The sequence below is a fragment of the Enterobacter sp. C6 genome (genome assembly GCF_008122455.1).
Classification (GTDB): domain Bacteria; phylum Pseudomonadota; class Gammaproteobacteria; order Enterobacterales; family Enterobacteriaceae; genus Enterobacter; species Enterobacter pseudoroggenkampii.
In genome coordinates, this window is record NZ_QPFW01000252.1 from 75,468 (window position 1) to 98,656 (window position 23,189).

The 23,189-nt window shown below is 55.8% G+C and carries 22 protein-coding genes and 1 tRNA gene; 18 read left to right on the forward strand and 5 right to left on the reverse strand.

Going from position 1 to position 23,189, the window contains the following annotated elements; translation table 11 throughout:
* The 6 genes from tssF to DOU50_RS23200 all read left to right on the forward strand — a co-directional run bounded on the left by tssF (position 1) and on the right by DOU50_RS23200 (position 5,692).
* On the forward strand, positions 1-1,764 hold the full coding sequence (gene tssF, locus DOU50_RS23175) for a type VI secretion system baseplate subunit TssF (protein ID WP_061714702.1): 1,764 nt from the start codon (positions 1-3) through the stop codon (positions 1,762-1,764).
* Positions 1,719-2,822 carry a type VI secretion system baseplate subunit TssG gene (tssG, locus tag DOU50_RS23180; protein ID WP_148770441.1) on the forward strand — a complete coding sequence of 368 codons (1,104 nt, stop codon included), beginning with the start codon at positions 1,719-1,721 and terminating at the stop codon, positions 2,820-2,822. The genes tssF and tssG overlap by 46 nt, the downstream gene beginning before the upstream one ends.
* Positions 2,803-3,339, forward strand: a complete 537-nt coding sequence (tssJ, locus tag DOU50_RS23185; protein WP_194266165.1) for a type VI secretion system lipoprotein TssJ — start codon at positions 2,803-2,805, stop codon at positions 3,337-3,339. Before tssG ends, tssJ begins: the two co-directional genes overlap by 20 nt.
* Complete coding sequence (gene tssE, locus DOU50_RS23190; RefSeq protein ID WP_090420003.1) at positions 3,332-3,784, forward strand: type VI secretion system baseplate subunit TssE; 453 nt, start codon at positions 3,332-3,334, stop codon at positions 3,782-3,784. Before tssJ ends, tssE begins: the two co-directional genes overlap by 8 nt.
* 14 nt (positions 3,785-3,798) lie before the next feature.
* On the forward strand, positions 3,799-4,269 hold the full coding sequence (locus tag DOU50_RS23195) for a hypothetical protein (RefSeq protein ID WP_148770445.1): 471 nt from the start codon (positions 3,799-3,801) through the stop codon (positions 4,267-4,269).
* A gap of 91 nt (positions 4,270-4,360) precedes the next feature.
* Complete coding sequence (locus tag DOU50_RS23200) at positions 4,361-5,692, forward strand: VasL domain-containing protein (RefSeq protein WP_148770447.1); 1,332 nt, start codon at positions 4,361-4,363, stop codon at positions 5,690-5,692.
* A gap of 49 nt (positions 5,693-5,741) precedes the next feature.
* Here DOU50_RS23200 and DOU50_RS23205 read toward each other — a convergent pair.
* A tRNA-Arg gene (locus DOU50_RS23205) sits at positions 5,742-5,813 on the reverse strand.
* A 75-nt stretch (positions 5,814-5,888) separates the two neighbouring features.
* A complete protein-coding gene (locus DOU50_RS23210; protein ID WP_048992644.1) occupies positions 5,889-6,818 on the reverse strand; it encodes a formate/nitrite transporter family protein in 930 nt (309 codons plus the stop codon).
* 316 nt (positions 6,819-7,134) lie between these two features.
* Between DOU50_RS23210 and mlaA the strand changes: the two genes are divergently transcribed.
* Entirely contained in the window at positions 7,135-7,887 is a 753-nt protein-coding gene (mlaA, locus tag DOU50_RS23215) for a phospholipid-binding lipoprotein MlaA (RefSeq protein WP_024907657.1), read from the forward strand.
* Positions 7,888-7,931: 44 nt separating this feature from the next.
* Here mlaA and fadL read toward each other — a convergent pair whose 3' ends face one another.
* Positions 7,932-9,254, reverse strand: a complete 1,323-nt coding sequence (fadL, locus tag DOU50_RS23220) for a long-chain fatty acid transporter FadL (protein ID WP_194266166.1) — start codon at positions 9,252-9,254, stop codon at positions 7,932-7,934.
* Positions 9,255-9,626: 372 nt separating this feature from the next.
* Between fadL and DOU50_RS23225 the strand changes: the two genes are divergently transcribed.
* The 4 genes from DOU50_RS23225 to sixA all read left to right on the forward strand — a co-directional run bounded on the left by DOU50_RS23225 (position 9,627) and on the right by sixA (position 14,342).
* Entirely contained in the window at positions 9,627-9,911 is a 285-nt protein-coding gene (locus DOU50_RS23225) for a YfcZ/YiiS family protein (RefSeq protein ID WP_024907659.1), read from the forward strand.
* A gap of 278 nt (positions 9,912-10,189) precedes the next feature.
* Positions 10,190-11,500 carry an acetyl-CoA C-acyltransferase FadI gene (gene fadI, locus DOU50_RS23230; RefSeq protein ID WP_148770451.1) on the forward strand — a complete coding sequence of 437 codons (1,311 nt, stop codon included), beginning with the start codon at positions 10,190-10,192 and terminating at the stop codon, positions 11,498-11,500.
* On the forward strand, positions 11,500-13,647 hold the full coding sequence (gene fadJ, locus DOU50_RS23235; RefSeq protein ID WP_148770453.1) for a fatty acid oxidation complex subunit alpha FadJ: 2,148 nt from the start codon (positions 11,500-11,502) through the stop codon (positions 13,645-13,647). The genes fadI and fadJ overlap by 1 nt, the downstream gene beginning before the upstream one ends.
* A gap of 209 nt (positions 13,648-13,856) precedes the next feature.
* Complete coding sequence (gene sixA, locus DOU50_RS23240) at positions 13,857-14,342, forward strand: phosphohistidine phosphatase SixA (protein WP_024907662.1); 486 nt, start codon at positions 13,857-13,859, stop codon at positions 14,340-14,342.
* A 46-nt stretch (positions 14,343-14,388) separates the two neighbouring features.
* Here sixA and smrB read toward each other — a convergent pair whose 3' ends face one another.
* Complete coding sequence (smrB, locus tag DOU50_RS23245) at positions 14,389-14,940, reverse strand: endonuclease SmrB (RefSeq protein WP_032646638.1); 552 nt, start codon at positions 14,938-14,940, stop codon at positions 14,389-14,391.
* A gap of 145 nt (positions 14,941-15,085) precedes the next feature.
* Here smrB and prmB point away from each other — a divergent pair, with 145 nt between their 5' ends.
* Genes prmB through DOU50_RS23275 form a run of 6 tightly spaced genes read left to right on the forward strand, consistent with a single transcriptional unit; the run spans position 15,086 to position 19,637 of the window.
* The gene (gene prmB, locus DOU50_RS23250; protein WP_025757143.1) at positions 15,086-16,018 is read left to right on the forward strand and encodes a 50S ribosomal protein L3 N(5)-glutamine methyltransferase; all 933 of its coding nucleotides are present in this window, start codon (positions 15,086-15,088) and stop codon (positions 16,016-16,018) included.
* A gap of 60 nt (positions 16,019-16,078) precedes the next feature.
* On the forward strand, positions 16,079-17,164 hold the full coding sequence (gene aroC / locus DOU50_RS23255) for a chorismate synthase (protein ID WP_148770455.1): 1,086 nt from the start codon (positions 16,079-16,081) through the stop codon (positions 17,162-17,164).
* Positions 17,165-17,166: 2 nt separating this feature from the next.
* On the forward strand, positions 17,167-17,991 hold the full coding sequence (gene mepA / locus DOU50_RS23260) for a penicillin-insensitive murein endopeptidase (RefSeq protein WP_024908935.1): 825 nt from the start codon (positions 17,167-17,169) through the stop codon (positions 17,989-17,991).
* Positions 17,991-18,800 (forward strand): sulfite exporter TauE/SafE family protein, encoded by an 810-nt coding sequence (locus tag DOU50_RS23265; RefSeq protein WP_024908936.1) that lies wholly within the window; start codon positions 17,991-17,993, stop codon positions 18,798-18,800. The genes mepA and DOU50_RS23265 overlap by 1 nt, the downstream gene beginning before the upstream one ends.
* Positions 18,800-19,345 (forward strand): elongation factor P hydroxylase, encoded by a 546-nt coding sequence (locus DOU50_RS23270; RefSeq protein ID WP_024908937.1) that lies wholly within the window; start codon positions 18,800-18,802, stop codon positions 19,343-19,345. The genes DOU50_RS23265 and DOU50_RS23270 overlap by 1 nt, the downstream gene beginning before the upstream one ends.
* Positions 19,346-19,358: 13 nt before the next feature.
* Positions 19,359-19,637: a YfcL family protein gene (locus DOU50_RS23275; RefSeq protein WP_032646635.1), complete on the forward strand. Its 279-nt coding sequence runs from the start codon at positions 19,359-19,361 to the stop codon at positions 19,635-19,637.
* 57 nt (positions 19,638-19,694) lie between these two features.
* Here DOU50_RS23275 and mnmC read toward each other — a convergent pair whose 3' ends face one another.
* A complete protein-coding gene (mnmC, locus tag DOU50_RS23280; RefSeq protein ID WP_148770457.1) occupies positions 19,695-21,692 on the reverse strand; it encodes a bifunctional tRNA (5-methylaminomethyl-2-thiouridine)(34)-methyltransferase MnmD/FAD-dependent 5-carboxymethylaminomethyl-2-thiouridine(34) oxidoreductase MnmC in 1,998 nt (665 codons plus the stop codon).
* Positions 21,693-21,850: 158 nt separating this feature from the next.
* Here mnmC and fabB point away from each other — a divergent pair, with 158 nt between their 5' ends.
* Positions 21,851-23,068: a beta-ketoacyl-ACP synthase I gene (fabB, locus tag DOU50_RS23285; protein ID WP_014832795.1), complete on the forward strand. Its 1,218-nt coding sequence runs from the start codon at positions 21,851-21,853 to the stop codon at positions 23,066-23,068.
* Positions 23,069-23,189: the final 121 nt, after the last annotated feature.

Sequence of the window (23,189 nt, forward strand, 5' to 3'; positions counted from 1 at the left end):
ATGGAAGATTTGACTCTGCGTTATTACGACGCGGAAATGCGCTACCTCCGTGAAGCGGCTAAAGAATTTGCCCAGACCCATCCGGACCGGGCAGCCATGCTGGACCTGGATAAAGCCGGCACACCCGATCCGTATGTAGAGCGCCTGTTTGAAGGCTTTGCTTTCTCTATGGGGCGGCTTCGCGAAAAGATTGACGACGATCTGCCGGAGCTGACTGAAGGACTGGTCAGTATGCTCTGGCCACATTACCTGCGGACCATTCCGTCACTCTCGGTGGTCGCGTTCACGCCTGCGCTTCAGACCGTTAAGATGGCAGAGGTGATGCCCGCGGGGCTGGAAGTGTACTCCCGCCCGGTGGGGCCGAAAAACACGGTCTGCCGTTACCGCACAACCCGCGATGTGATGCTCAACCCGCTGAATATCTCTCGGGTGACTATGACCACTGAGCCGGACGGGCGCTCGTTACTGCGAATGCGCTTTGCCTGCAGCACACAGGCGGACTGGTCCCATGCGGACCTCAGTGACCTGAGCCTCTATCTTGGGGCGGATGCACCGGTCAGCAGCCAGCTACACCTTATGCTGACCAAACGGCAGGCCGCACTCTATATGCGCCTGCCTGGTCAAACTGACCGTATCCGGCTTGACGGATATTTCTCACCGGGCGGCTTTCGTGACGAAGACTGCCTGTGGCCGAAAGGCGATACCGCGTTCAGCGGCTACCAGCTTCTGCTGGAGTATTTCACCTTCCGCGACAAGTTTATGTTTGTCCACCTTAACGGCCTTGAGGGCATCACGCCGCCAGCGGGGGCTGAGTATTTTGATGTTGAAGTGGTGTTCAGTACGCCATGGTCATCTGACCTACCGGTCACTGATGATGCGGTTCGCCTCCACTGCGTGCCGGTGATTAACCTGTTTACGCTGGAGGCTGACCCGCTCACCATCACCGGGCTTGAAAACGAATACCTGCTGCGTCCAAAACGTCTGCAGGACGGACATACCGAGATTTATTCGGTGGATTCAGTCACTGGCTCAAACCGCACCAATGACGCGGAGTATGTTCCGTTTAGCAGCTTCAGGCACAAGGGCGGGATGATGCGCCGTTATGCTCCCCCCCGTTATTACCACACCCGCGTTAAGCGCAGCGTGACCGGGCTCTATGACACCTGGCTTATCCTTGGCGGGCACCAGTGGGAAGATGACCGCCTGTTTGAGCGTGAGGCCGTGTCGCTGCAAATCACCGGCACCAACGGTCAGTTACCACGCCGGGCATTACAGAGCACACTGCTTGACCGCTGTGAGCAGGTGGTGAGTACGCAACTTTCAGTACGTAACCTCTGCAAACCAACGCTGCCAGTCTATCCGCCTTCTGAAGACCGCTTTCACTGGCGGGTTCTGAGCCACCTGGGATCCGGTTTCCTGAACATGATGAGTACCGCCGAAGTGCTGCGCGGCACGCTTGCCCTGTATAACTGGCAGGAAGATGAAATGAACACCCGGCGTCTGGAGGCGATTCAGCATGTAAAGCATCATCGCCTTCAACGCTTTGAACAGGGCTACCTGCTGCGGGGGCTGGATATCGAAGTAACCCTCGACAGCAACGGCTTCACCGGTGAGGGTGATATTCACCTGTTCGGTGAAATGCTCAACCGATTCTTTGCGCTGTATGCCGATATGAACCAGTTCAACCAGCTTACCCTCATTGTTCAGCCAGAAGGAAAATGCATCCGGTGGAAAGAGAATCACAGTCCGCGTCTGCCAGGCTGATAGCTCAACTGGGCGACCGGCTGCCGTACATGAATTTTTACCGTTTCTGTCAGCTACTGGAGCAGAGCCAGCTGGATAAACCGGTCACCGGCAGCACCTGGCAGGTGCGACATGAGCCGGTTCGTTTCCGACCCCATGCGGGGATGGGGTTCCCAGCCTCTGAAATCAAAGGAGCAGAGCTACCGGAACATCCGCACCTTCCCCCCACGATCCGTACCACCTTTATGGGGCTCTACGGCGTGGAGTCTCCGCTGCCGACGCACTATATCGATGACATCGCTCAGCGACGGGAAGGGTACGAAGCTAACGCGGACTTCCTCGATATCTTCAACCACCGGCTGATTGCTCAGTACTACCGTATCTGGCGTAAATATTCGTATCCGGCAACGTTTGAAGAAGGCGGTAAGGACAAAACTTCACAGTATCTGCTGGGTTTGGCTGGGCTTGGGATTGACGGCTGCACAGAAAGTATAGCGGCGCCTGCCTCACGCTTTCTGGCGCTGCTGCCGGTGATGTTGTTGCCAGGACGTACTGCGGAAGGCATGGCTTCACTGGTACGTCTTCTGGCGCCTAATACGCAGGCGAAAATCTGGCACCACGACAGGCGTCGGGTACCGCTGAAGAAACCTTTGAGAATGAGCATTAGCCAGCCTGTCACACTGACGCATCGCCCGGTGATGGGCAGTTATGCCACCGATGTGAACAGCCAGGTACTGATGCGTCTGACCACCACAGACCCTGTGGAAGTACCGGGTTGGTTGCCCGGCGGGGTGCTTTACACGGATCTGATGGCGCTATTGCACGTCTATCTTGGCTCTCGCCTGGATGTCCGCCTGCAGCTGTGTGTCGACCGTAGACTGCTGCCGGACGCGACAACGAGCACTCAACCCAAAGCGGGTGCAGTGCAACTGGGCCGCACTGCCGTGATGCGACCGCTGAATGCGGCTAAGACAACATCACACCCAAAAACAATAACCATCAATCTTGGCCGCTACGAGCGCGTACAGGAAAACATTCACCGCAAGGAGACTGATGAAGATGGCGATTACCGCTGGTAAATTTCCTCTGGTTACGCTGGCTGTAGGCATTACGCTGATGCTGGCTGGCTGTGGACTTACTCAGAGTGTTACGGACGGCACTGTCGCCGTGACTAAATCGATTTTTTATAAGCAGGTGAAGATCCTGCATCTCGATATTCGTGCCCGTGAAGCCGTGAACAGCAATGCTGGAGGTGTCGCTCTGTCGACGGTGGTGCGTATTTATCAGCTTAAAGACCGCAAAACCTTTGACAGCACGGACTACCCGTCATTGTTTAAAGACGACAGCCAGGCCGTCAAGGCAGACCTCGTGGCGGAGAAAGATATAAGGCTGCAGCCGGGGGGGGCGGTAACGGTTGATATGCCAATGGAAAAAGATGCGCAGTACGTGGCAGTGGCCGGGATGTTTATGTCACCTGACCAGGAGAACAACAGCTGGCGTGTAGTATTGAGCCGCGATGAGCTTGATCCGGAGAAGGCCCGGGTGATTGATGCGGGCAGCAATCGACTGACTCTGCAGGCGCTGAAAGATGAGTGAGTCATCCCGTCCTTCACTGTATGAAACACTTTATGGCAACTTCACCGGCGGCCTCGACCTGCATCAGGTCAGCGAGCAGAACCAGGTCATTTTGTCCGTGCTCGATAACATGCAGCGTATCCTCAACTGTCGTGCCGGCACGCTGGCGCATTTGCCTGACTACGGCCTGCCGGATATGACCAAAATCCTGCAGGGCATGCCGGGAACGGCCCATGAGCTGATGGGCATATTGTCTGCCGTCCTGCTCAAATATGAACCACGCCTGAAAAAAATAACCGTTGTCCTGCTGGAACAGAACGTCCCCGGTGAACTGCGCTATGCCATTGACGCTGAACTTAAAGGGAGTGGCCTGGTGCGCTACGGGACTGAATTTATGCCCGAAGGACGGGTCCTGTTAAGGCATCTCAGGCAACAACAATATCTCGACACCACTCTCCGTATATAAGGTCCGATAACATCATGTCCGTAAAATCACAGTTCCTGCAGAAGTTGCAGGCACGCCAACCTGCACCTGTTCCTGCTATCAGCAAGAGTCAGGCTGATATTGCAGAGTTTCGCCAGCGAATGGCCCAGCTTCAGGATCAAATGGACGCGTGGCTGACGGATACGGGACTGAAAGTGGAACCACTGACCGTATCCGTTCCGGATCTGCTGGTGGAGGGCGGGGTTTTTGAGATTTCCGGTATCGTTTTGCGCTATGACAGCCGGGCGGTCAAATTTATGCCGATCTTTCTGTATGGACAGGGCGTCGCCGGTTGTGTCGAGGTGACTTTCTATTCCGGGGACAAGGTGATTTCTCAAGGACGTCTGTTCATGAGGGTGGGGAAAGCAAATGGCTGGATCTTTACTCCCCCTGATACCTCATCCCGGTCCGGACAACTATTTGATGAAGGTGTATTTTTCGGTCTGATTTTAGCGCTGCTGCCATAGCGATATTTCTGAGTCATTGCACTTTTAAACGCAAAATAGCCCTTCACATCAACTGACGAAATTAACCACACGGATATGCAGGCCCTCCAGGATGACCACAAATATAACGTTAAAAACCGGCGGCGACCCGCGTACGCTGCCAGATTACGCCGCCCTCCGCGATGAGCTCAGCAAGCTGACGCATCCTGCTCGCCCGGATGTGAACTGGCAATATGTCGAAAAACGCTGTCTCTCTCTGTTTGAACAAAACGGTGTGGAGTTGCAGACTGCGGCCTGGTACACCCTTGCCCGGACTCACCTGTCTGGATTGGCTGGCCTGAACGAAGGGCTGGCGATTCTGGAGGCCCTGATTAGCCATCAGTGGGACGTTTTCTGGCCGAAGACGCTACATACTCGTCTGGAAATTCTTAGCGGCCTGAGCCAGCGACTGCAGCAGCGCATGCGTATGCTTCCACTCAACAACAGCCATCTTAGTGAGCTTTATCGTGCTGAAGCGTTGCTTACCCGGCTGAGTTCGGTGCTCCAGCGCCTTGAACTGAAACACCTAAGCCAGTTCGATACGTTACAAACAATGATACGTTCGAATGCTGAACGGCTGGAAAGCAGTAATGACGCATCAGATCTGAATGCACTCATGATGCCCGGCCGCGAATTTCCTCAGGAGAGGGCAGAACCGGTTGACGAAGTGAAATGGGTCTATGTTGTGCAGCCGGAAAATCAGCCGAATGCAGAGGATCGTAGGACAGCGCAGGGGTCGGTCAGAGGATGGAAACCCTTTGTCGCCGGGATGTGTTCTATGCTGGTGGTCTGCGTCGCCGTAGCGTGGGGAAGGGGCTTTCTGTCCAGACCCGATCCCTTAACGACTCAGGCCATTGCCTCGCTGGCACCGTTACCTGAAGCGCTTACACCTGCTCAGCAAGACGCGTTAGCACAGCGAGGCACTTTCCCGTCCACGTTTATCACAGAAACGCAGCAGCAGCTTGCCCGACTGGATAAATTGCCTCCTGACTGGAATATTTCCTACAGCCTTCAGTTGTTAGCACAACTCCAGGCATTGCGGCCGGAGGAAGCAAAGCCGCTCGCCGTACAGTGGCAGCAAAAATTTAACGCGGCGGCGTTGCCTGCTGAGGCCATGAACAGCTGGTATCAGGGAATGATGAAGCTTCAGCAACTGAGCCACCGGCTGAGTAGTCTGGATGAACAAAAAGGAAAATACATCACGGTGAGTGAGCTTAAATCGGTGGTTTTTTCGACTATACAGTCATTTAACCAAACAATACCGGCTGAAGAACAACTCAGACGCCTGTCACAACATCCCGCAGGAGGTGTGCTTCCTGAAGCCGAAAAGACCCAGCTGGAGTTGCGTCTTAAACAGCTGGCAACGCGTTACGCTCAAATAAAAAGAGATTCTTCTTCGCAGTGAATTATGCGGCGGACAGGCGAATGTGTTCATCAACGCGTGGAGGTCAAAGTGTCCCCTGCAGGAATCGAACCTGCAACTAGCCCTTAGGAGGGGCTCGTTATATCCATTTAACTAAGGGGACGAGGCGGCACGAGTATAGCCTTATTTACACTGTGCGTTAAGCGCATCGCCGCCTGACTGCTCAAAGAGTCACCATTCAGGTCGGTTTTTTTGTCGATTTATCATCATTTTCCCGTGCCTTAAGCTCGGCTTTGCGTTTGTTCGACATGTCGTTACGGATTTGAGCATGGCTTAACAGCGCGAAGATAAACGTTCCGCCGCAGATGTTTCCTGCCAGCGTCGGTAAGGCGAACGGCCAGAAAAAATCGCTCCAGTGAAGCGTACCGTTGAAGACCAGATACAGTATTTCAACGGTACCGACCACGATATGCGTGGTGTCCGCGAGCGCAATCAGCCAGGTCATCAGTATGATCACCACAATTTTGGCGCTCCCCGCTGAAGGAAACATCCAGACCATTGTGGCGATGATCCAGCCGGAGATGATGGCATTCGAGAACATCTCCACCGGGGTGTTTTTCATCACATCCATGCCAATTTTCACAAACGCGTCCCGGGTGGGTTCATCAAAGATTGGCATGTATTCAAACGCCCAGGCCGCGATGCCCGTGCCGATGATATTACCCAGCAGGACGACGCTCCACAGACGCATCAATAAACCGAAATTGCCGAGGGTGGGGTTTTGCATTACAGGCAGAACGGCGGTCACCGTGTTTTCGGTAAACAGCTGCTGGCGGGCCATGATGACAATAATAAAGCCGAAGGTATAGCCGAGATTCTCGAGTAAAAATCCGCCGGGCACACCCTCCAGCTGCACATGAAATATCCCTTTCGCAAGCAGAGATGCGCCCATTGAGAGCCCGGCAGCGATGGCTGACCAGAAGAGGGCCATCGCGTCGCGCTCCATCTCCTTTTCACCATCCTGACGTATATGTTCGTGGATGGCCATCGCGCGGGAGGGGAGGCGATCTTCATCAATTTCTATCTTCTCGCCGCGCGCTTTCTCCTCGCTTTCAATTTCAAGTTCCTCACTGTTCTCGCCAATTTTTTCTTCGCCCACGTCTTTCATATTTGCTCCCGGAGGTTGATCTTTTTGTTAAGCGTAGCGGCTTTTATCGGAATGCCTGTGGGGATGCTCTTAAATTGGCGGCAATGGCAACAAAGGTGATACATCTCTTTCAAAAGACATTATAAAATTGCCAGCGAAACGAATTCCAAAAGCCAGGCTATGCTGAGATCAGAGTCACGGTGGTTACTGCCCGTAATTGTGCTCATAGACATCGGTAAACGTGCTGTTACAATCGCTTGCACGTTTACAGACGGAGCGTCAACGGCTCCGTTACGGATGGCAATCAACGATAGCCATACTGAACAGGGAGATATTTATGAAACTTCGGCTGTCGGCGCTTGCGCTGGGCGCGACGATGCTTGTGGGCTGCGCCAGCTCCGGTGAGCAAACGGGACGCTCCGATCCTCTCGAAGGATTTAACCGCTCAATGTATAGCTTCAACTACAACGTGCTGGACCCGTATGTGGTTCGCCCGGTGGCAGTAGCATGGCGCGATTATGTTCCACAGCCCGCGCGTAACGGATTAAGTAACTTTACCAGCAACCTCGAAGAGCCTGCGGTAATGGTGAACTATTTCCTGCAGGGCGATCCGTATCAGGGGATGGTGCACTTTACTCGCTTCTTCCTGAACTCCATTCTGGGGATGGGCGGCTTTATTGATGTCGCAGGTATGGCGAACCCGAAACTGCAGCGTGAACAGCCGCACCGTTTTGGTAGTACGCTGGGGCATTATGGCGTTGGTTACGGCCCTTACGTTCATCTGCCGTTCTATGGCAGCTTCACCGTGCGTGATGACGGCGGCGATATGGTCGATACGCTGTATCCGGTTCTGTCGTGGCTGACCTGGCCGCTGTCGGTGGGTAAATGGACGGTGGAAGGGATTGAAACCCGCGCGCAACTGCTCGACTCTGATGGTCTGCTGCGCCAGTCTTCTGACCCGTACATTATGGTGCGTGAAGCGTACTTCCAGAATCATGACTTTATCGCCAACGGCGGTAAGCTGAAGCCGGAAGAGAATCCAAACGCGAAGGCTATCGAAAACGAACTAAAAGATATCGATTCACAGTAAATAAAAAAGGTGAGCAATGCTCACCTTTTTTGATTCCAGTACGATTAGAACGCGTAGTTGAAGTTCATACCATACAGCCAGGCTTTTCCTTCGGAAGAGAACTCATACGGACCTTCCTTGAAGTTAACTTTTTGCCCGTGCATATAAGAGATACCGGCATCAACCGAGGCATCTTTGTTGAAGGCGTAGGTCGCACCTGCGCTCAGCCAGAAGCGGTCCTGATCCGGAATAGAGATAGAACGCTTGTCGGCAGGTACCGGGCTGTCATCGAAGGCAATACCGGTACGGAACGTCCAGTTATCATCCATATAGTAGGTGGTCCCCAGCGCGATGCGGTAAGCATCTCTGAAGCTTTCATCTTTATAGAAGAGCGTGTCGCCCTTGCTGTTAGTTGCTTTCAGCTCCTGGAACTGACTCCAGCTGGTGTAGGTTAGGCTATAGTGAATTGCCCACTGCGGTGCCACTTTGTTATAGCCTGACAGTTCCCACATTTCTGGCAGGTGCAGGCTCAGAGAACCGCCAGTGGTACTGCCGTTGGTACCCATCGGCAGGCCGAAGTTGCCGAGGATTTGGTTATAGGCAGAAGGCAGGCTACTCTTATAATCGCCATCGAAATCGATTTTAACTTCTGAACGATAGGTAAATCCGTAACGGTTGTTTTTATCAAGTTCATACAGGATGCCAGCGTTCCAGCCAAAGCCCCACTCATCACCCTTCAGATAAGCGATCTGAGTGTCTGCTGGGATGCCCGCAACTTGACGCGCCAGAGCAGGCGGCAGTGCACCTGAGCCAGCAACAACTTTGCCCAGGTCGCCCGCGTAACGTTCGATTTTCGCTTTGGCATACACTGCATCAAAGCCAACGCCGAAGCTCCAGTGGCTATCCAGACGGTAAGCACCGCTCAGGTTTAGGTTCAAAGTTTCCAGGTCGGTTTTACCGCCAAACGCCCCTGCAGCATAGTTATCACTAAACTCGGTCGCTAAACCGTAGTTAGAGGTCACGGAGGCACCCCAGCCAAACTGGTCATTGATTGGCGCGACGAAGTGCAGGTTTGGAACCCATGCCGTTGGTGCGATGTTATCCGCATTCAGGCTGGCGCCCGTCGGGGAGCGACCTGAAATATCAACGCCTGGATCAACAAAAATCGCACCGGCTGAGAAGGTCGGACGATCAAACATCATGATCAATGCAGGGTTACGACTCGCGTTACCTGCATCATCAGCAATAGCGCCTTCCCCGGAATATGCGCGGCCAAGGCCAGAGGAAGAAAATTCGTTTAACTGAAAGCCCGCTGACCATGCGGAAGTGGAGACGAGTGCCACTGCGACTGCCAGCGCAGTCTTGTTGAACAGGGTTTTCTGGCTCATGACCATAACCTCATTGAGTTATTTTTATTCAATAATTGTTACATACCGTAACAGGAGCGCGAAGTGTAGGGTCTGAGGTATGACAGACAAATCAGACCAGTGGCCAGAGTATAGGTCTGACCAGCCGGAATGTTGCAAGTTTGTTTATTAATATTTTCAAACATGTTTCGTGAAACGAGATCTGGTTGGCAAAATTGTGACCATCGAGACTCACCCAAAAGGGTGGTTTTTGTTTTAGATCATTTTTTAGTGTGATATTGGTCACTTATCCGATTTTGCGCCATTAACGGCTGGAGAGAGCCCGCGCCGGGGCGTAAAATAGCAGCATCGTGTTTATCTCGCGCGCTGCGCGAATACAGAGGAAATTGAGCTATGAGTAAATGCAGTGCTGATGAAACCCCGGTTTGCTGCTGTATGGATGTTGGGACCATCATGGACAACACCGATTGCACCGCCTCTTACAGCCGCGTATTCACCAACCGTGCCGAAGCGGAAGAGACCCTGACTGCGCTGAGCAAGCGTGCGCGTGACGTTGAATCCGATCCTTGTGAAATCAAGTCTACCTTTACCGAAGTGGAAGGCGGCGTGAAGCTGGACATCGACTTTGTTTTCGCCTGCGAAGCAGAAACGCTGATTTTCCAGTTAGGCCTGCGTTAATTTCTGCGGCCTGATGCCCTCACCCCGGCCCTCTCCCACGGGAGAGGGCGCAAACATTAAAAACGGTAACCTACGGGTTACCGTTTTGCTTTTACCTTGCGCACCCGGCAACATACCGCACAAATGCCCCTGCTATGCAGGGGCATTTTCTTTTTCTTCTCTGTGTTTTAGCTCGCATTTTTTCGTTTCCCCGATTGGCTGAATGTAAAAAAATGGTTAAGACTATTATCAGGTCAGACCACTTTGTGTTTGCGAAAAATTTTTTACAGGGGAGTGTTATGAGTCAGGCATTACCGCTTATTACCCGTCAGGGCGATCGCATTGCCATAGTCAGTGGATTGCGCACGCCATTTGCGCGTCAGGCGACGGCGTTTCATGGCATACCGGCCGTCGACCTGGGGAAAATGGTAGTGGGGGAGATGCTGGCTCGCAGCGAAATTCCGCCTGAGGTCATCGAACAGCTGGTTTTCGGCCAGGTTGTGCAGATGCCTGAAGCCCCCAACATTGCGCGGGAAATCGTCCTCGGTACCGGGATGAATGTGCACACCGATGCCTACAGCGTCAGTCGCGCCTGTGCGACCAGTTTCCAGGCCGTGGCGAACGTCGCCGAAAGCCTGATGGCGGGGACTATCCGCGCCGGGATTGCGGGCGGGGCGGACTCCTCTTCGGTACTGCCGATTGGGGTCAGTAAAAAGCTGGCGCGTATCCTGGTCGATGCTAACAAAGCCCGTACGACGGGTCAGAAACTCAAACTCTTCTCGCGTTTACGTCTGCGCGATCTGATGCCCGTGCCACCTGCCGTAGCGGAATACTCCACTGGCCTGCGCATGGGCGATACCGCCGAGCAGATGGCGAAAACCTACGGCATTACCCGTGAACAGCAGGATGCGCTGGCGCATCGCTCGCATCAGCTTGCGGCAAAAGCCTGGTCGGAAGGCAAGCTGACCGACGAGGTCATGACCGCCTACATTCCACCCTATCGCGAACCGCTTGCGGAAGATAACAATATTCGCGGCACCTCGACGCTGGCGGATTACGCCAAACTGCGCCCGGCGTTTGACCGCAAGCACGGCACGGTGACGGCGGCGAACAGTACGCCGCTGACGGACGGGGCCGCCGCCGTGATCCTGATGACCGAATCCCGTGCGAAGGAGCTGGGCATTACTCCCCTCGGCTATTTACGCAGCTATGCCTTCACCGCCATTGATGTCTGGCAGGACATGTTGTTAGGTCCGGCGTGGTCCACGCCGCTGGCGCTGGAGCGTGCGGGGCTAACGCTGGCTGATTTAACCCTGATTGATATGCACGAAGCATTTGCCGCGCAAACCCTGGCCAACGTCCAGCTGCTGGCAAGCGAGCGTTTCGCACGCGATGTGCTGGGCCGCGTCCATGCTACAGGTGAAGTGGATCAGAGCAAATTCAACGTGCTGGGCGGCTCTATCGCTTATGGTCATCCGTTTGCTGCCACCGGCGCGCGAATGATCACGCAAACATTACATGAACTTCGTCGCCGTGGCGGCGGGTTTGGCCTTGTTACCGCCTGTGCGGCGGGCGGCCTTGGTGCAGCAATGGTTCTGGAGGCTGAATAATGGATATGCCATCTGCATTTAATCTGACGGTTCGCCTCGATAACGTGGCCGTTATCACTATTGATGTGCCGGATGAAAAGATGAATACCCTGAAGGCCGAATTTGGTGTTCAGGTGCGCGCGATGCTAAAGCAGATCCGCGAGAACAAAGCCATTCGCGGCCTGGTGTTTATCTCTGCCAAGCCGGATAACTTTATCGCCGGGGCCGATATCAACATGATCGCCCGGGCGCAAAGCGCGCTGGAAGCCGAAGAGCTGGCGCGTCAGGGCCAGCAGGTCATGGCGGAGATAAACGGCCTGCCGATCCCGGTCATTGCCGCGATCCACGGTGCCTGTCTGGGCGGCGGGCTGGAGCTTGCGCTGGCGTGCCACAGCCGTATATGTACCGACGATCCGAAAACCATTCTGGGTCTGCCTGAAGTGCAGCTGGGCTTGCTGCCAGGCTCCGGCGGAACGCAACGACTGCCGCGCCTAGTGGGCGTCAGCACGGCGCTGGAGATGATCTTAACCGGTAAACAGCTGCGAGCTCGTCAGGCGCTGAAAGCCGGTCTGGTCGATGACGTCGTGCCGCAGTCCATTTTGCTGGAGGCCGCCGTTGAGCTGGCGCTGAAAGGGCGTCAGGTAAGACGTCCTTTGCCGGTACGCGAGCGCGTGCTGGCAGGGCCACTGGGGAGAACGCTCCTGTTCAACATGGTGGGCAAAAAGACCGAACAAAAAACCAAAGGTAACTATCCGGCGGCAAAGCGGATCCTCGAGGTGATTGAGACCGGGCTGTCCCAGGGCAGCAGCAGCGGCTATGCCGCAGAGGCCAAATCCTTTGGCGAACTGGCGATGACGCCGCAGTCACAGGCGCTGCGCAGCATCTTCTTCGCCAGCACGGACGTGAAAAAAGATCCCGGTAGCGAGGCGCAGCCCGCGCCGCTGCGTGCCATTGGCGTACTGGGTGGAGGACTCATGGGCGGCGGTATCGCTTTTGTTACCGCCAGCAAAGGCAAATTGCCGGTACGCATCAAAGACATCAATCCTAAGGGGATCAACCACGCGCTGCAGTACAGCTGGCAGAACCTTGATCAAAAGGTCAAGCGCCGCCATATCAAGGCAAGCGAGCGTGATAAAACCCTGGCGATGATCTCCGGCACGACGGATTACAGCGGTTTTGCGCACCGCGATCTGGTGATTGAAGCCGTGTTTGAGGATCTTGCGCTTAAGCAGCAGATGGTGGCAGACGTTGAACAGCATTGCGCCGCGCATACCATTTTTGCCTCCAATACGTCGTCATTACCGATTGGCGATATCGCGGCGAAAGCCGTGCGTCCGGAGCAGGTGATCGGGCTGCACTTCTTTAGTCCGGTGGAAAAAATGCCGCTGGTGGAAGTTATTCCACACGCGACCACCAGTCCGCAAACTATCGCCACGGTAGTCAAGCTTGCGAAGAAGCAGGGTAAAACGCCGATCGTGGTTGCAGATAAAGCCGGCTTCTACGTCAACCGCATTCTGGCGCCCTACATTAATGAAGCCATGCGGCTGCTGACGGAAGGCGAGAAGATCGAACATGTCGACGAGGCGCTGGTAAAGTTTGGTTTCCCCGTTGGCCCAATCCAACTTTTGGATGAGGTGGGAATAGACACCGGCACTAAAATTATACCTGTACTGGAGGCGGCTTATGGCGATCGTTTTAGCCCGCCTGCAAACATTGTTTCTGCAATTTTGAAGGACGATCGCAAAGGCAGAAAAAATGAACGCGGTTTCTATCTTTACGGCGCGAAAGGGCGTAAAAGCAAGAAACAGGTCGACCCTTCGGTTTATGGGCTTATTTCGACCACCGGTCAGGGAAAACTGTCCGCCGTTCAGTGCGCTGAACGCTGCGTGATGATGATGCTCAATGAAGCGGCGCGCTGCTTTGGTGAACAGGTGATCAAGAGCGCGCGCGATGGCGACATCGGCGCGGTATTTGGCATTGGTTTCCCGCCGTTCCTTGGCGGCCCGTTCCGTTACATGGATACGCTCGGCGCGGGTGAAGTGGTTGCTATCCTGCAACGTCTGGCTTCGCAATATGGTCCACGGTTTACACCGTGTGACGAATTATTGCAGATGGCGGAACGGGGCCAGACATTTTGGCCTGCAAGGGAAACTGTCCTCGTAAGCTGAGGTCAAAGAAGGGTAAATCCTGAAGTGAATGAACCTGTTCTGGCGATTTTGTAAACAGAGATTGACTATACTTACGCCATTGAGGTAAAAAACAGCGTTTCATTCACCGAATGGATCAGGCACAATGCCCGACCATCGGGTTTTCTACCTCGCAGCATTTATCGCGGGTAGTTAACGCCGGTGATTCTGGTTAACAAAAGCGGTGCAATATGCAAGTTTTTATCATGCGTCACGGCGACGCGGCACTCGATGCCGCCAGTGACTCAGTACGTCCTTTGACCGTCTGTGGCTGCGACGAATCTCGTCTGATGGCGAACTGGCTTAACGGTCAAAAAGTGGACATCGAACGCGTTCTGGTGAGTCCGTTCCTGCGTGCAGAACAGACGCTGGACGTGGTAGGGGAGTGTATGAACCTGCCATCCAGTGTGGATGTTCTCCCTGAACTCACACCGTGTGGCGATGTCGGCCTTGTCAGCGCTTATCTTCAGGCGCTGTGCAATGAAGGTGTCGCTTCCGCGCTGGTCATTTCCCACCTGCCACTGGTTGGCTATCTGGTATCTGAGCTGTGCCCTGGCGAGACCCCGCCGATGTTCACGACATCTGCCATTGCCAATGTTTCTCTCGACGAAACGGGCAAAGGTGTCTTCAACTGGCAAATGAGTCCGTGCAACCTGAAGATGGCAAAAGCCATCTGACGTGACGTGCGATATGGCGGGGTGCAATGTGCTTCCCGCCATTCTGTCAGGGCAACTCTGGCGGCTGCCACTCTTCCACTTCAATCAACACCAGCAATGCGGCATCTCCGCCGTACTCTTTCGGTGCCTGATGAAACGCCATCACGTGCGGATGCTGAGCAAGCCACAGCGGCGTCTGCTGCTTGAGGATATGTTTACCGTGGCCGTGCATCACGCAGGCGCAAAAAACATGTTCGCGTCGACAGGCGGCGATCAATGCCCCCAACTCCTGTTTCGCCTGCATCTGCGTTAAACCGTGCAGATCGAGAAACAGCTCCGGCGAATAATCTCCGCGACGTAACTTTTTCAGCTCAAAATGGCTGACGTCTTCGCGTACGTATTTCACCGCACCCTGAGTATTGAGCAGCGGCTGAAATTCATCTGAAAAATAGTGGCTGTTATCCGCCTGCTCCTGCAGCAGACGTTTGACCGGTACTTCGCTGATTTTTTTACGCTGCGGGCGATGGACAATGGTGTCCTGCGTGATTTTACGCGTCCCGGTCATTAGCTGCCGGAAGAGCGCCTGATCCTCCTCGCTGAGCGATGTTTTCTTTTTCATTCGTCATTCTCATCTCGTATTTCCGACAGTGTACCCGACTAAACGCATTTTTTAACCTCAAGCGAGACGCGTCATTGCTGATTTATCGCCGTCTTCATGGCAAACTAGCCGCCGAAAATTATGCGAGCATGCCCTGGAGGAAAGAGTGGATAAAATTTTTGTCGATGAAGCAGTAAACGAGCTGCATACCATACAGGACATGTTGCGCTGGTCGGTTAGCCGCTTCAGCGCCGCCAATATCTGGTACGGACACGGTACCGACAACCCGTGGGATGAGGCCGTGCAGCTGGTGCTGCCGTCCCTCTACCTGCCGCTGGATATCCCGGAAGACATGCGCACCGCGCGCCTGACATCCAGCGAAAAACACCGCATCGTTGAGCGCGTGATCCGCCGCGTGAACGAACGGATTCCGGTCGCCTATCTGACCAACAAAGCCTGGTTCTGCGGCCACGAGTTCTATGTCGATGAACGCGTGCTGGTGCCGCGCTCGCCGATTGGTGAGCTGATCAACAATCACTTTGAAGGTCTGATCGGCCATCAGCCGCAGCACATTCTGGACATGTGTACCGGCAGCGGCTGTATCGCTATTGCCTGCGCTTACGCCTTCCCGGAAGCGGAAGTGGACGCCGTCGATATCTCCACCGACGCGCTTGCCGTGACCGAGCACAACATTGAAGAGCATGGCCTGATCCATCACGTCACGCCAATTCGCTCCGATCTGTTCCGCGATCTGCCGACGTTGCAGTACGATCTGATCGTCACTAACCCGCCGTACGTCGATGCGGAAGACATGTCCGATCTGCCGAGCGAATACCGTCACGAGCCGGAGTTGGGTCTGGCGTCAGGATCTGACGGCCTGAAGCTGACCCGCCGCATTCTGGCCTGCGCGCCGGATTATCTGACCGACGACGGCGTTCTGATTTGTGAAGTGGGCAACAGCATGGTACATCTGATAGAGCAGTACCCGGATGTGCCGTTCACCTGGCTTGAGTTCGACAACGGCGGTGACGGCGTCTTTATGCTGACCAAAGCGCAGCTGCTCGACGCGCGCGAACACTTCAGCATCTATAAAGATTAATCCAGCGGGCTTCGGCCCGTTTCACAACGCTCAAACACAAACAACAACATCGGAGCCGTGATGGCAGGAAACAGTATTGGACAGTTATTCCGCGTGACCACCTTTGGCGAGTCGCACGGGCTGGCGCTGGGCTGTATCGTTGATGGCGTACCGCCAGGCATCGAACTGACCGAAGCCGATTTGCAGCACGACCTCGACCGTCGTCGTCCGGGCACCTCTCGCTACACCACGCAGCGTCGCGAGCCGGACCAGGTCAAAATTCTCTCCGGCGTCTTTGGAGGCCGCACTACAGGCACCAGCATTGGTCTGCTGATTGAAAACACCGATCAGCGATCCCAGGACTACGGCGCCATCAAAGACGTGTTCCGTCCGGGCCATGCCGACTATACCTACGAACAAAAGTACGGTTTTCGCGACTATCGCGGCGGCGGGCGTTCTTCCGCGCGTGAAACCGCGATGCGCGTGGCGGCTGGCGCCATTGCCAAAAAATACCTGCAGCAGAAATTTGGCATCGTTATCCGCGGCTGTCTGACCCAGATGGGCGACATTCCGCTGGCGATCAAAGACTGGGATCTGGTCGAGCAAAACCCGTTCTTCTGTGCCGATGCCGACAAGCTGGACGCGCTGGACGAACTGATGCGCGGCCTGAAAAAAGAGGGCGACTCCATTGGGGCGAAAGTGACCGTCGTGGCCGACGGCGTCCCGCCAGGCTGGGGCGAGCCGGTATTTGACCGTCTCGATGCAGACATTGCGCACGCGCTGATGAGCATCAACGCGGTGAAGGGCGTTGAGATTGGCGACGGTTTTGACGTGGTATCCCTGCGCGGCAGTCAGAACCGTGACGAGATCACGAAGGCGGGCTTCCAGAGCAACCACGCGGGCGGCATTCTGGGCGGTATCAGCAGCGGGCAGCAGATTATTGCCAACATCGCGCTGAAGCCAACCTCCAGCATTACCGTGCCGGGCCACACGATTAACCGCGATGGCGAAGAAGTTGAGATGATCACCAAAGGACGTCACGATCCGTGCGTGGGGATCCGCGCGGTGCCGATCGCAGAAGCGATGCTGGCGATCGTGCTGATGGATCACTTCCTGCGCCAGCGCGCGCAGAATGCGGACGTGACGACCACCATTCCACGCTGGTAAACATGAAAAAAACCGCAATTGCTCTGCTGGCGCTGCTGGCCAGTGGAGCCAGTCTGGCCGCAACGCCATGGCAAAAAATCACCCACCCGGTGGCGGGGAGCGCGCAGTCCATTGGCGCCTTTTCCAACGGCTGTATCGTCGGTGCCCAGGAGCTTCCCCTCCAGTCTGATACCTATCAGGTGATGCGCACCGATCAGCGGCGTTATTTCGGCCACCCGGATCTGGTGCTGTTCATCCAGCGTCTGGGAAATCAGGTGCATAACCTGGGGCTGGGCACGATGCTGATTGGCGATATGGGGATGCCTGCCGGCGGTCGCTTTAACGGTGGACACGCCAGTCACCAGACCGGACTGGATGTCGATATCTTCCTGCAGCTGCCGAAAACCCGCTGGACCTCCGCCCAACTGCTGAAACCGCAGGCGCTGGATCTGGTGGCGAGCGACGGCAAGCGCGTTGTGCCGTCCCTGTGGACGCGAGACGTATCCAGCATGATCAAGCTGGCCGCGGAAGATAACGACGTCACGCGGATTTTCGTCAACCCGGCCATCAAGCAGCAGCTCTGCCTGGATGCCGGAACCGATCGCGACTGGCTGCGCAAAGTGCGCCCGTGGTTCCAGCATCGTGCGCACATGCACGTTCGTCTGCGCTGTCCGGCGAATAGCCTGGAATGTGAAGATCAGCCGCTACCTCCGCCAGGCGATGGCTGCGGTGCGGAACTGCAAAGCTGGTTTGAACCGGCAAAACCTGGAACCTCTAAGCCTGAGAAGAAGACACCGCCTCCGTTGCCGCCTTCCTGCCAGGCGCTACTGGATGAGCATGTACTTTAATGGATAATTTCGTCGATCTGTTTATGGTGTCACCGCTGCTGCTGGTGGTGCTGTTCTTCGTGGCCATGCTGGCCGGTTTTATTGATGCCCTTGCGGGCGGTGGCGGGTTATTAACCGTACCCGCGCTGCTGGCGGCGGGCATGAGCCCGGCGCAGGCGCTTGCCACCAACAAGCTGCAGGCCTGCGGCGGCTCGCTCTCGGCGTCGCTCTATTTTATCCGCCGCAAGGTGGTGAGCCTGGCCGACCAGAAGCTCAATATCCTGATGACCTTTATCGGCTCCACGTCGGGCGCGCTGCTGGTTCAGCACGTGCAGTCGGATATTTTGCGCCAGATCCTGCCGGTTCTGGTCATCTGCATCGGTCTCTACTTCCTGCTGATGCCAAAGCTCGGCGAGGAAGACCGCCAGCGTCGTCTGCACGGCCTGCCGTTTGCCCTGATTGCCGGGGGCTGTGTCGGCTTTTACGACGGATTCTTCGGCCCGGGGGCAGGCTCGTTTTACGCGCTGGCGTTCGTGACGCTGGCCGGGTTTAACCTCGCCAAATCGACCGCTCATGCCAAAGTGCTCAACGCGACCTCGAACCTCGGCGGTCTGCTGCTGTTTATCATTGGCGGCAAGGTCATCTGGGCAACCGGATTCGTCATGATGGCAGGGCAGTTCCTGGGCGCGCGCGCGGGTTCGCGTCTGGTCTTAAGCAAAGGACAAAAACTTATTCGCCCGATGATTGTCATCGTCTCGGCCGTAATGAGCGCCAAACTTCTTTATGACAGCCATGGACAGGAGATCCTCACCTGGTTGGGGATGAATTAATGAACAGTACGCATCACTACGAACAGCTGATTGAGATTTTCGACGGCTGTTTTGCTGACGATTTTAATACCCGTCTGATTAAAGGCGACGACGAACCGATCTATCTTCCTGCTGATGCAGAGGTTCCGTATAACCGAATCGTCTTTGCCCACGGCTTTTACGCCAGCGGCTTGCACGAGATTTCACACTGGTGCATTGCGGGGAAAGCGCGGCGCGAGCTGGTGGACTTCGGCTACTGGTACTGCCCCGACGGACGTGATGCTGCAACGCAGGGGCAGTTTGAGGATGTGGAAGTGAAGCCGCAGGCGCTGGAATGGCTATTCTGCGTCGCGGCGGGTTTCCCGTTCAACGTGAGCTGTGACAACCTCGAAGGCGACTTCGAGCCAGACCGTATCGTCTTCCAGCGCCGCGTTCATGCGCAGGTGATGGAATATCTTGAGAAAGGCATCCCGGAACGTCCGGCGCGCCTGATCGAGGCCTTACAGAATTATTACCACACGCCGGCGATCGCGGCGGAATGCTTCCCTTGGCCGGAAGATCTTTAACAGAGGAAAGAAGATGATCGCAGAATTTGAATCACGCATTCTGGCGTTAATTGATGACATGGTGGAACACGCCAGTGATGATGAGCTGTTCGCCAGCGGTTATCTGCGTGGTCACCTGACGCTCGCGGTAGCCGAGCTGGAAGCGGGTGACGATCACTCTGCCGACGCCGTTCACGCTGAAGTCACCCGCAGCCTGGAAAAAGCCATTCTGGCCGGGGAGCTCTCTCCGCGCGACCAGTCACTGGTGCTGGGCATGTGGGACAATTTGTTCCGGCAGGCGAAAGCGAAGTAAATGTTTCACCACCCTCTCCCTGTGGGAGAGGGACGGGTGAGGGCACCAGGCCGCACCCTACTTAACCTTCTTCCCCTTCAGCAGTTTCCGTACCCACAAGCGATTCGGATTCAGCCCCGCAAGCGTAACCCTGTCCAGTGGAATCGGCTCGTTGCTCATTTGCGCGGCCAACACTTCTGCCAGCAGCGGGGCAGAGCACAACCCGCGAGACCCTAATCCACCGAGCATATACAGCTCCGGATAAACCGGCGCGCTTACCGCTTTATCCCGGTTATCAGCAAGATCCTGATAGGCCTCAAGCGTTGCCTCATAGTCCGGCACATTTCCCACCATCGGCAGATGATCGCGGGTGGCACAGCGAACGCCGCAGCGCGCTTCCCCCTCGCTGACGTCAACCTCTTGCGCCCATGCCGCATCCGGGAAACAGTCAATCAGGCGCTGGCGGTTATGCGCCTGATCCGCGTCGCTGTAGCGCATATCCGTTTCGCCACGATGATAGCTGGCCCCGATGCAGTGATGGCCGTTAGACGGATTTTGTGGCGTCAGGTAGCCGTCATAGCACAGCACCTGACGCAGTTTGCTCAGTTCTGGTGCGGAAGGAATATGGCTCACCTGGCCGCCGACCGGATAAACCGGCAACGTTTCTGTCTGGATAAACTGATTGATGTTATGCCCGTTTGCCAGCACAACGCTGGCATGGCTTACCGCTTTGCCATCCGCAAAACGCAGATTCCAGCGCTCGCTTCGGCTCAGCGATTCAACGGTGTGAGCATAATGCGCCGTCAGCCCGCGCGACTGCGCCAGGGAAATGACCGCCGCGGTCAGTTCAGCCGGGCACAGCCAGCCGCCGAGCGGATACTGAATGCCCCCACAGCCGGTTTCCACGCCAGCGGTGGCTGCCACCTCCTGCGCGCTTACCGCGCGAGCAATCTCGTCAGGCAGGCCCAGCGACAGCATCTGCGTGATTTTTTGCTGGCTCTTTTCATCCCAGCCGAGCTGCGTCACGCCGCACCAGTCATGATCGAACGCCACCGGCAGGGCGTCGTAGAGGCGACGAGCAAAGGTAAACGCCGCCGGGAAAAACCGGAACAGGGCCGGATCGTGCGCGCTTAAAAGCGGATAGAGCGCCCCCTGGCGGTTGCCGGACGCGCCGCTAGCTGGCGCATCGTCAGCACAGTAGAGCGTGACCTGCCAGCCACGGTGGAGAAGCGCGAGAGACAGCAGGGCGCTGGCGATCCCCCCGCCGACTATCGCCACCTCACGTGATGCACTGGCGCGGCGTGCAAACCAGGGCGCCTGAGCGGGAACGTCCAGCGTCTGATCCATCCTGCCGACCAGCATGTCGCGCTTGCGGCCAAAGCCTTTGGTCTTCTGCATGGTAAAGCCCGCCTCCTGCAGCCCGCGGCGGACAAAGCCCGCCGAGGTGAAGGTGGCAAGCGTTGCGCCAGGGCGCGCCAGCCGCGCCATCGCGCTAAACAGATGCTGGCTCCACATGTCCGGGTTTTTGGCGGGGGCAAAGCCGTCCAGGAACCACGCGTCGACCTTCTGATTCATCGAATCATCGAGCGTATCGGTCAGGTCATTGATGTCGCCAAGCCATAAATCCAGCGTCACGCGTCCGCCGTCCAGAATCAGACGGTGACAGCCGCCGATGTGAGGCGGCCACTGTGCCTGAAGCTGTTCCGCCCAGGCGGCAAGCTCTGGCCAGCGCTGGTGGGCAAGCCGCAGATCGTGCGCGGTGAGCGGGAATTTTTCGAAACTGATGAAATGTAATCTTTGTAGCGTAGCCTCGGGGTGAGCAGCGTGGAACTGGTTAAACGCCTGCCAGAGGGTTAAAAAATTCAGCCCGGTGCCGAATCCACTTTCCGCGACCACAAACAGGCTCCGCGGGTGCGCCGGGAAGCGGGTGCTGAGCTGGTTTCCGTCGAGGAAAACATAGCGAGTTTCTTCGAGTCCGTTATCATTAGAAAAATAGACGTCATCAAAATCTCGGGAAACAGGTGTACCCTCAGCGTTGAATTCGAGGTTGGCGGGTTGTATAGCGTTTTGTTTCACGTAAGTTACTCGTCTGACAGGCAGTGGCACGATCTTAACGATGTGAGTCCATCGGTGCAAATTTCCGCAGAAAATGTCTGATCGGACTTGTTCGGCGTACAAGTGTACGCTATTGTGCGACTCGAAACTTACTATAGTGCGACTTACAGAGGTATTGAATGAAACGTGCAGTGATTACTGGCCTGGGCATTGTTTCCAGCATCGGTAATAACCAGCAGGAAGTCCTGGCATCTCTGCGTGAAGGACGCTCCGGGATCACTTTCTCTGAAGAGTTTAAAGATTCAGGTATGCGTAGCCACGTATGGGGTAACGTCAAACTGGACACCACCGGTTTGATTGACCGCAAAGTGGTTCGTTTCATGAACGATGCCTCTATTTATGCTTATCTCTCCATGCAGGAAGCGATCAAAGATTCTGGCCTGAGCGAAGAGGTTTATCAGAACAACCCGCGCGTGGGTCTGATCGCCGGTTCCGGCGGCTCATCTAAAGCGCAGGTATTCGGTGCTGACGCAATGCGTAGCCCGCGTGGTCTGAAAGCGGTAGGTCCGTACGTGGTTACCAAAGCCATGGGTTCTGCGGTTTCCGCGTGCCTGGCGACCCCATTCAAAATCCACGGTGTGAACTACTCCATCAGCTCCGCGTGTGCGACTTCCGCGCACTGCATCGGTAACGCTGTTGAGCAGATCCAACTGGGTAAACAGGACATCGTATTTGCTGGCGGCGGCGAAGAGCTGGGCTGGGAAATGGCCTGTGAATTCGACGCGATGGGCGCACTGTCCACCAAGTACAATGAGACCCCGGACAAAGCATCTCGTACCTACGATGCACACCGTGACGGTTTCGTTATCGCGGGCGGCGGCGGTATGGTTGTGGTTGAAGAGCTGGAGCACGCACTGGCGCGTGGCGCGCACATCTACGCTGAAATCGTGGGCTACGGTGCAACGTCTGACGGCGCCGACATGGTTGCGCCATCCGGCGAAGGCGCGGTGCGCTGCATGAAGATGGCGATGCACGGCGTTGACACCCCAATCGACTACCTGAACTCTCACGGTACCTCTACGCCGGTAGGCGACGTAAAAGAGCTGGGTGCGATCCGTGAAGTCTTCGGCGACAACAGCCCGGCGATCTCCGCGACCAAAGCCATGACTGGTCACTCTCTGGGGGCGGCTGGCGTTCAGGAAGCGATCTACTCGCTGCTGATGCTGGAAAACGGCTTTATCGCCCCAAGTATCAATATCGAAGAGATGGACGAGCAGGCTGCTGGCCTGAACATCGTGACCAAACCAACGGAAGCGACGCTGACCACCGTCATGTCCAACAGCTTCGGTTTCGGCGGCACCAACGCCACGCTGGTCATGCGTAAGCTGAAAGCATAAGTCTTATGTTTGATTCAGAAGGGGAGCCATAAGGCTCCCTTTTTTATGCATTGACAAGCGGCTGATCTCACAGGCAAACTTCACCCCTCAACATTATCCTCACGATAATGCGTAAGCGTTT

Coding starts and splice junctions, on each gene's coding strand:
- tssF (WP_061714702.1), top strand. CDS start 1: ATGGAAGATTTGACTCTGCGTTATTACGACGCGGAAATGCGCTACCTC.
- tssG (WP_148770441.1), top strand. CDS start 1,719: ATGCATCCGGTGGAAAGAGAATCACAGTCCGCGTCTGCCAGGCTGATA.
- tssJ (WP_194266165.1), top strand. CDS start 2,803: ATGGCGATTACCGCTGGTAAATTTCCTCTGGTTACGCTGGCTGTAGGC.
- tssE (WP_090420003.1), top strand. CDS start 3,332: ATGAGTGAGTCATCCCGTCCTTCACTGTATGAAACACTTTATGGCAAC.
- DOU50_RS23195 (WP_148770445.1), top strand. CDS start 3,799: ATGTCCGTAAAATCACAGTTCCTGCAGAAGTTGCAGGCACGCCAACCT.
- DOU50_RS23200 (WP_148770447.1), top strand. CDS start 4,361: ATGACCACAAATATAACGTTAAAAACCGGCGGCGACCCGCGTACGCTG.
- DOU50_RS23210 (WP_048992644.1), bottom strand. CDS start 6,818: ATGAAAGACGTGGGCGAAGAAAAAATTGGCGAGAACAGTGAGGAACTT.
- mlaA (WP_024907657.1), top strand. CDS start 7,135: ATGAAACTTCGGCTGTCGGCGCTTGCGCTGGGCGCGACGATGCTTGTG.
- fadL (WP_194266166.1), bottom strand. CDS start 9,254: ATGAGCCAGAAAACCCTGTTCAACAAGACTGCGCTGGCAGTCGCAGTG.
- DOU50_RS23225 (WP_024907659.1), top strand. CDS start 9,627: ATGAGTAAATGCAGTGCTGATGAAACCCCGGTTTGCTGCTGTATGGAT.
- fadI (WP_148770451.1), top strand. CDS start 10,190: ATGAGTCAGGCATTACCGCTTATTACCCGTCAGGGCGATCGCATTGCC.
- fadJ (WP_148770453.1), top strand. CDS start 11,500: ATGGATATGCCATCTGCATTTAATCTGACGGTTCGCCTCGATAACGTG.
- sixA (WP_024907662.1), top strand. CDS start 13,857: ATGCAAGTTTTTATCATGCGTCACGGCGACGCGGCACTCGATGCCGCC.
- smrB (WP_032646638.1), bottom strand. CDS start 14,940: ATGAAAAAGAAAACATCGCTCAGCGAGGAGGATCAGGCGCTCTTCCGG.
- aroC (WP_148770455.1), top strand. CDS start 16,079: ATGGCAGGAAACAGTATTGGACAGTTATTCCGCGTGACCACCTTTGGC.
- mepA (WP_024908935.1), top strand. CDS start 17,167: ATGAAAAAAACCGCAATTGCTCTGCTGGCGCTGCTGGCCAGTGGAGCC.
- DOU50_RS23265 (WP_024908936.1), top strand. CDS start 17,991: ATGGATAATTTCGTCGATCTGTTTATGGTGTCACCGCTGCTGCTGGTG.
- DOU50_RS23270 (WP_024908937.1), top strand. CDS start 18,800: ATGAACAGTACGCATCACTACGAACAGCTGATTGAGATTTTCGACGGC.
- DOU50_RS23275 (WP_032646635.1), top strand. CDS start 19,359: ATGATCGCAGAATTTGAATCACGCATTCTGGCGTTAATTGATGACATG.
- fabB (WP_014832795.1), top strand. CDS start 21,851: ATGAAACGTGCAGTGATTACTGGCCTGGGCATTGTTTCCAGCATCGGT.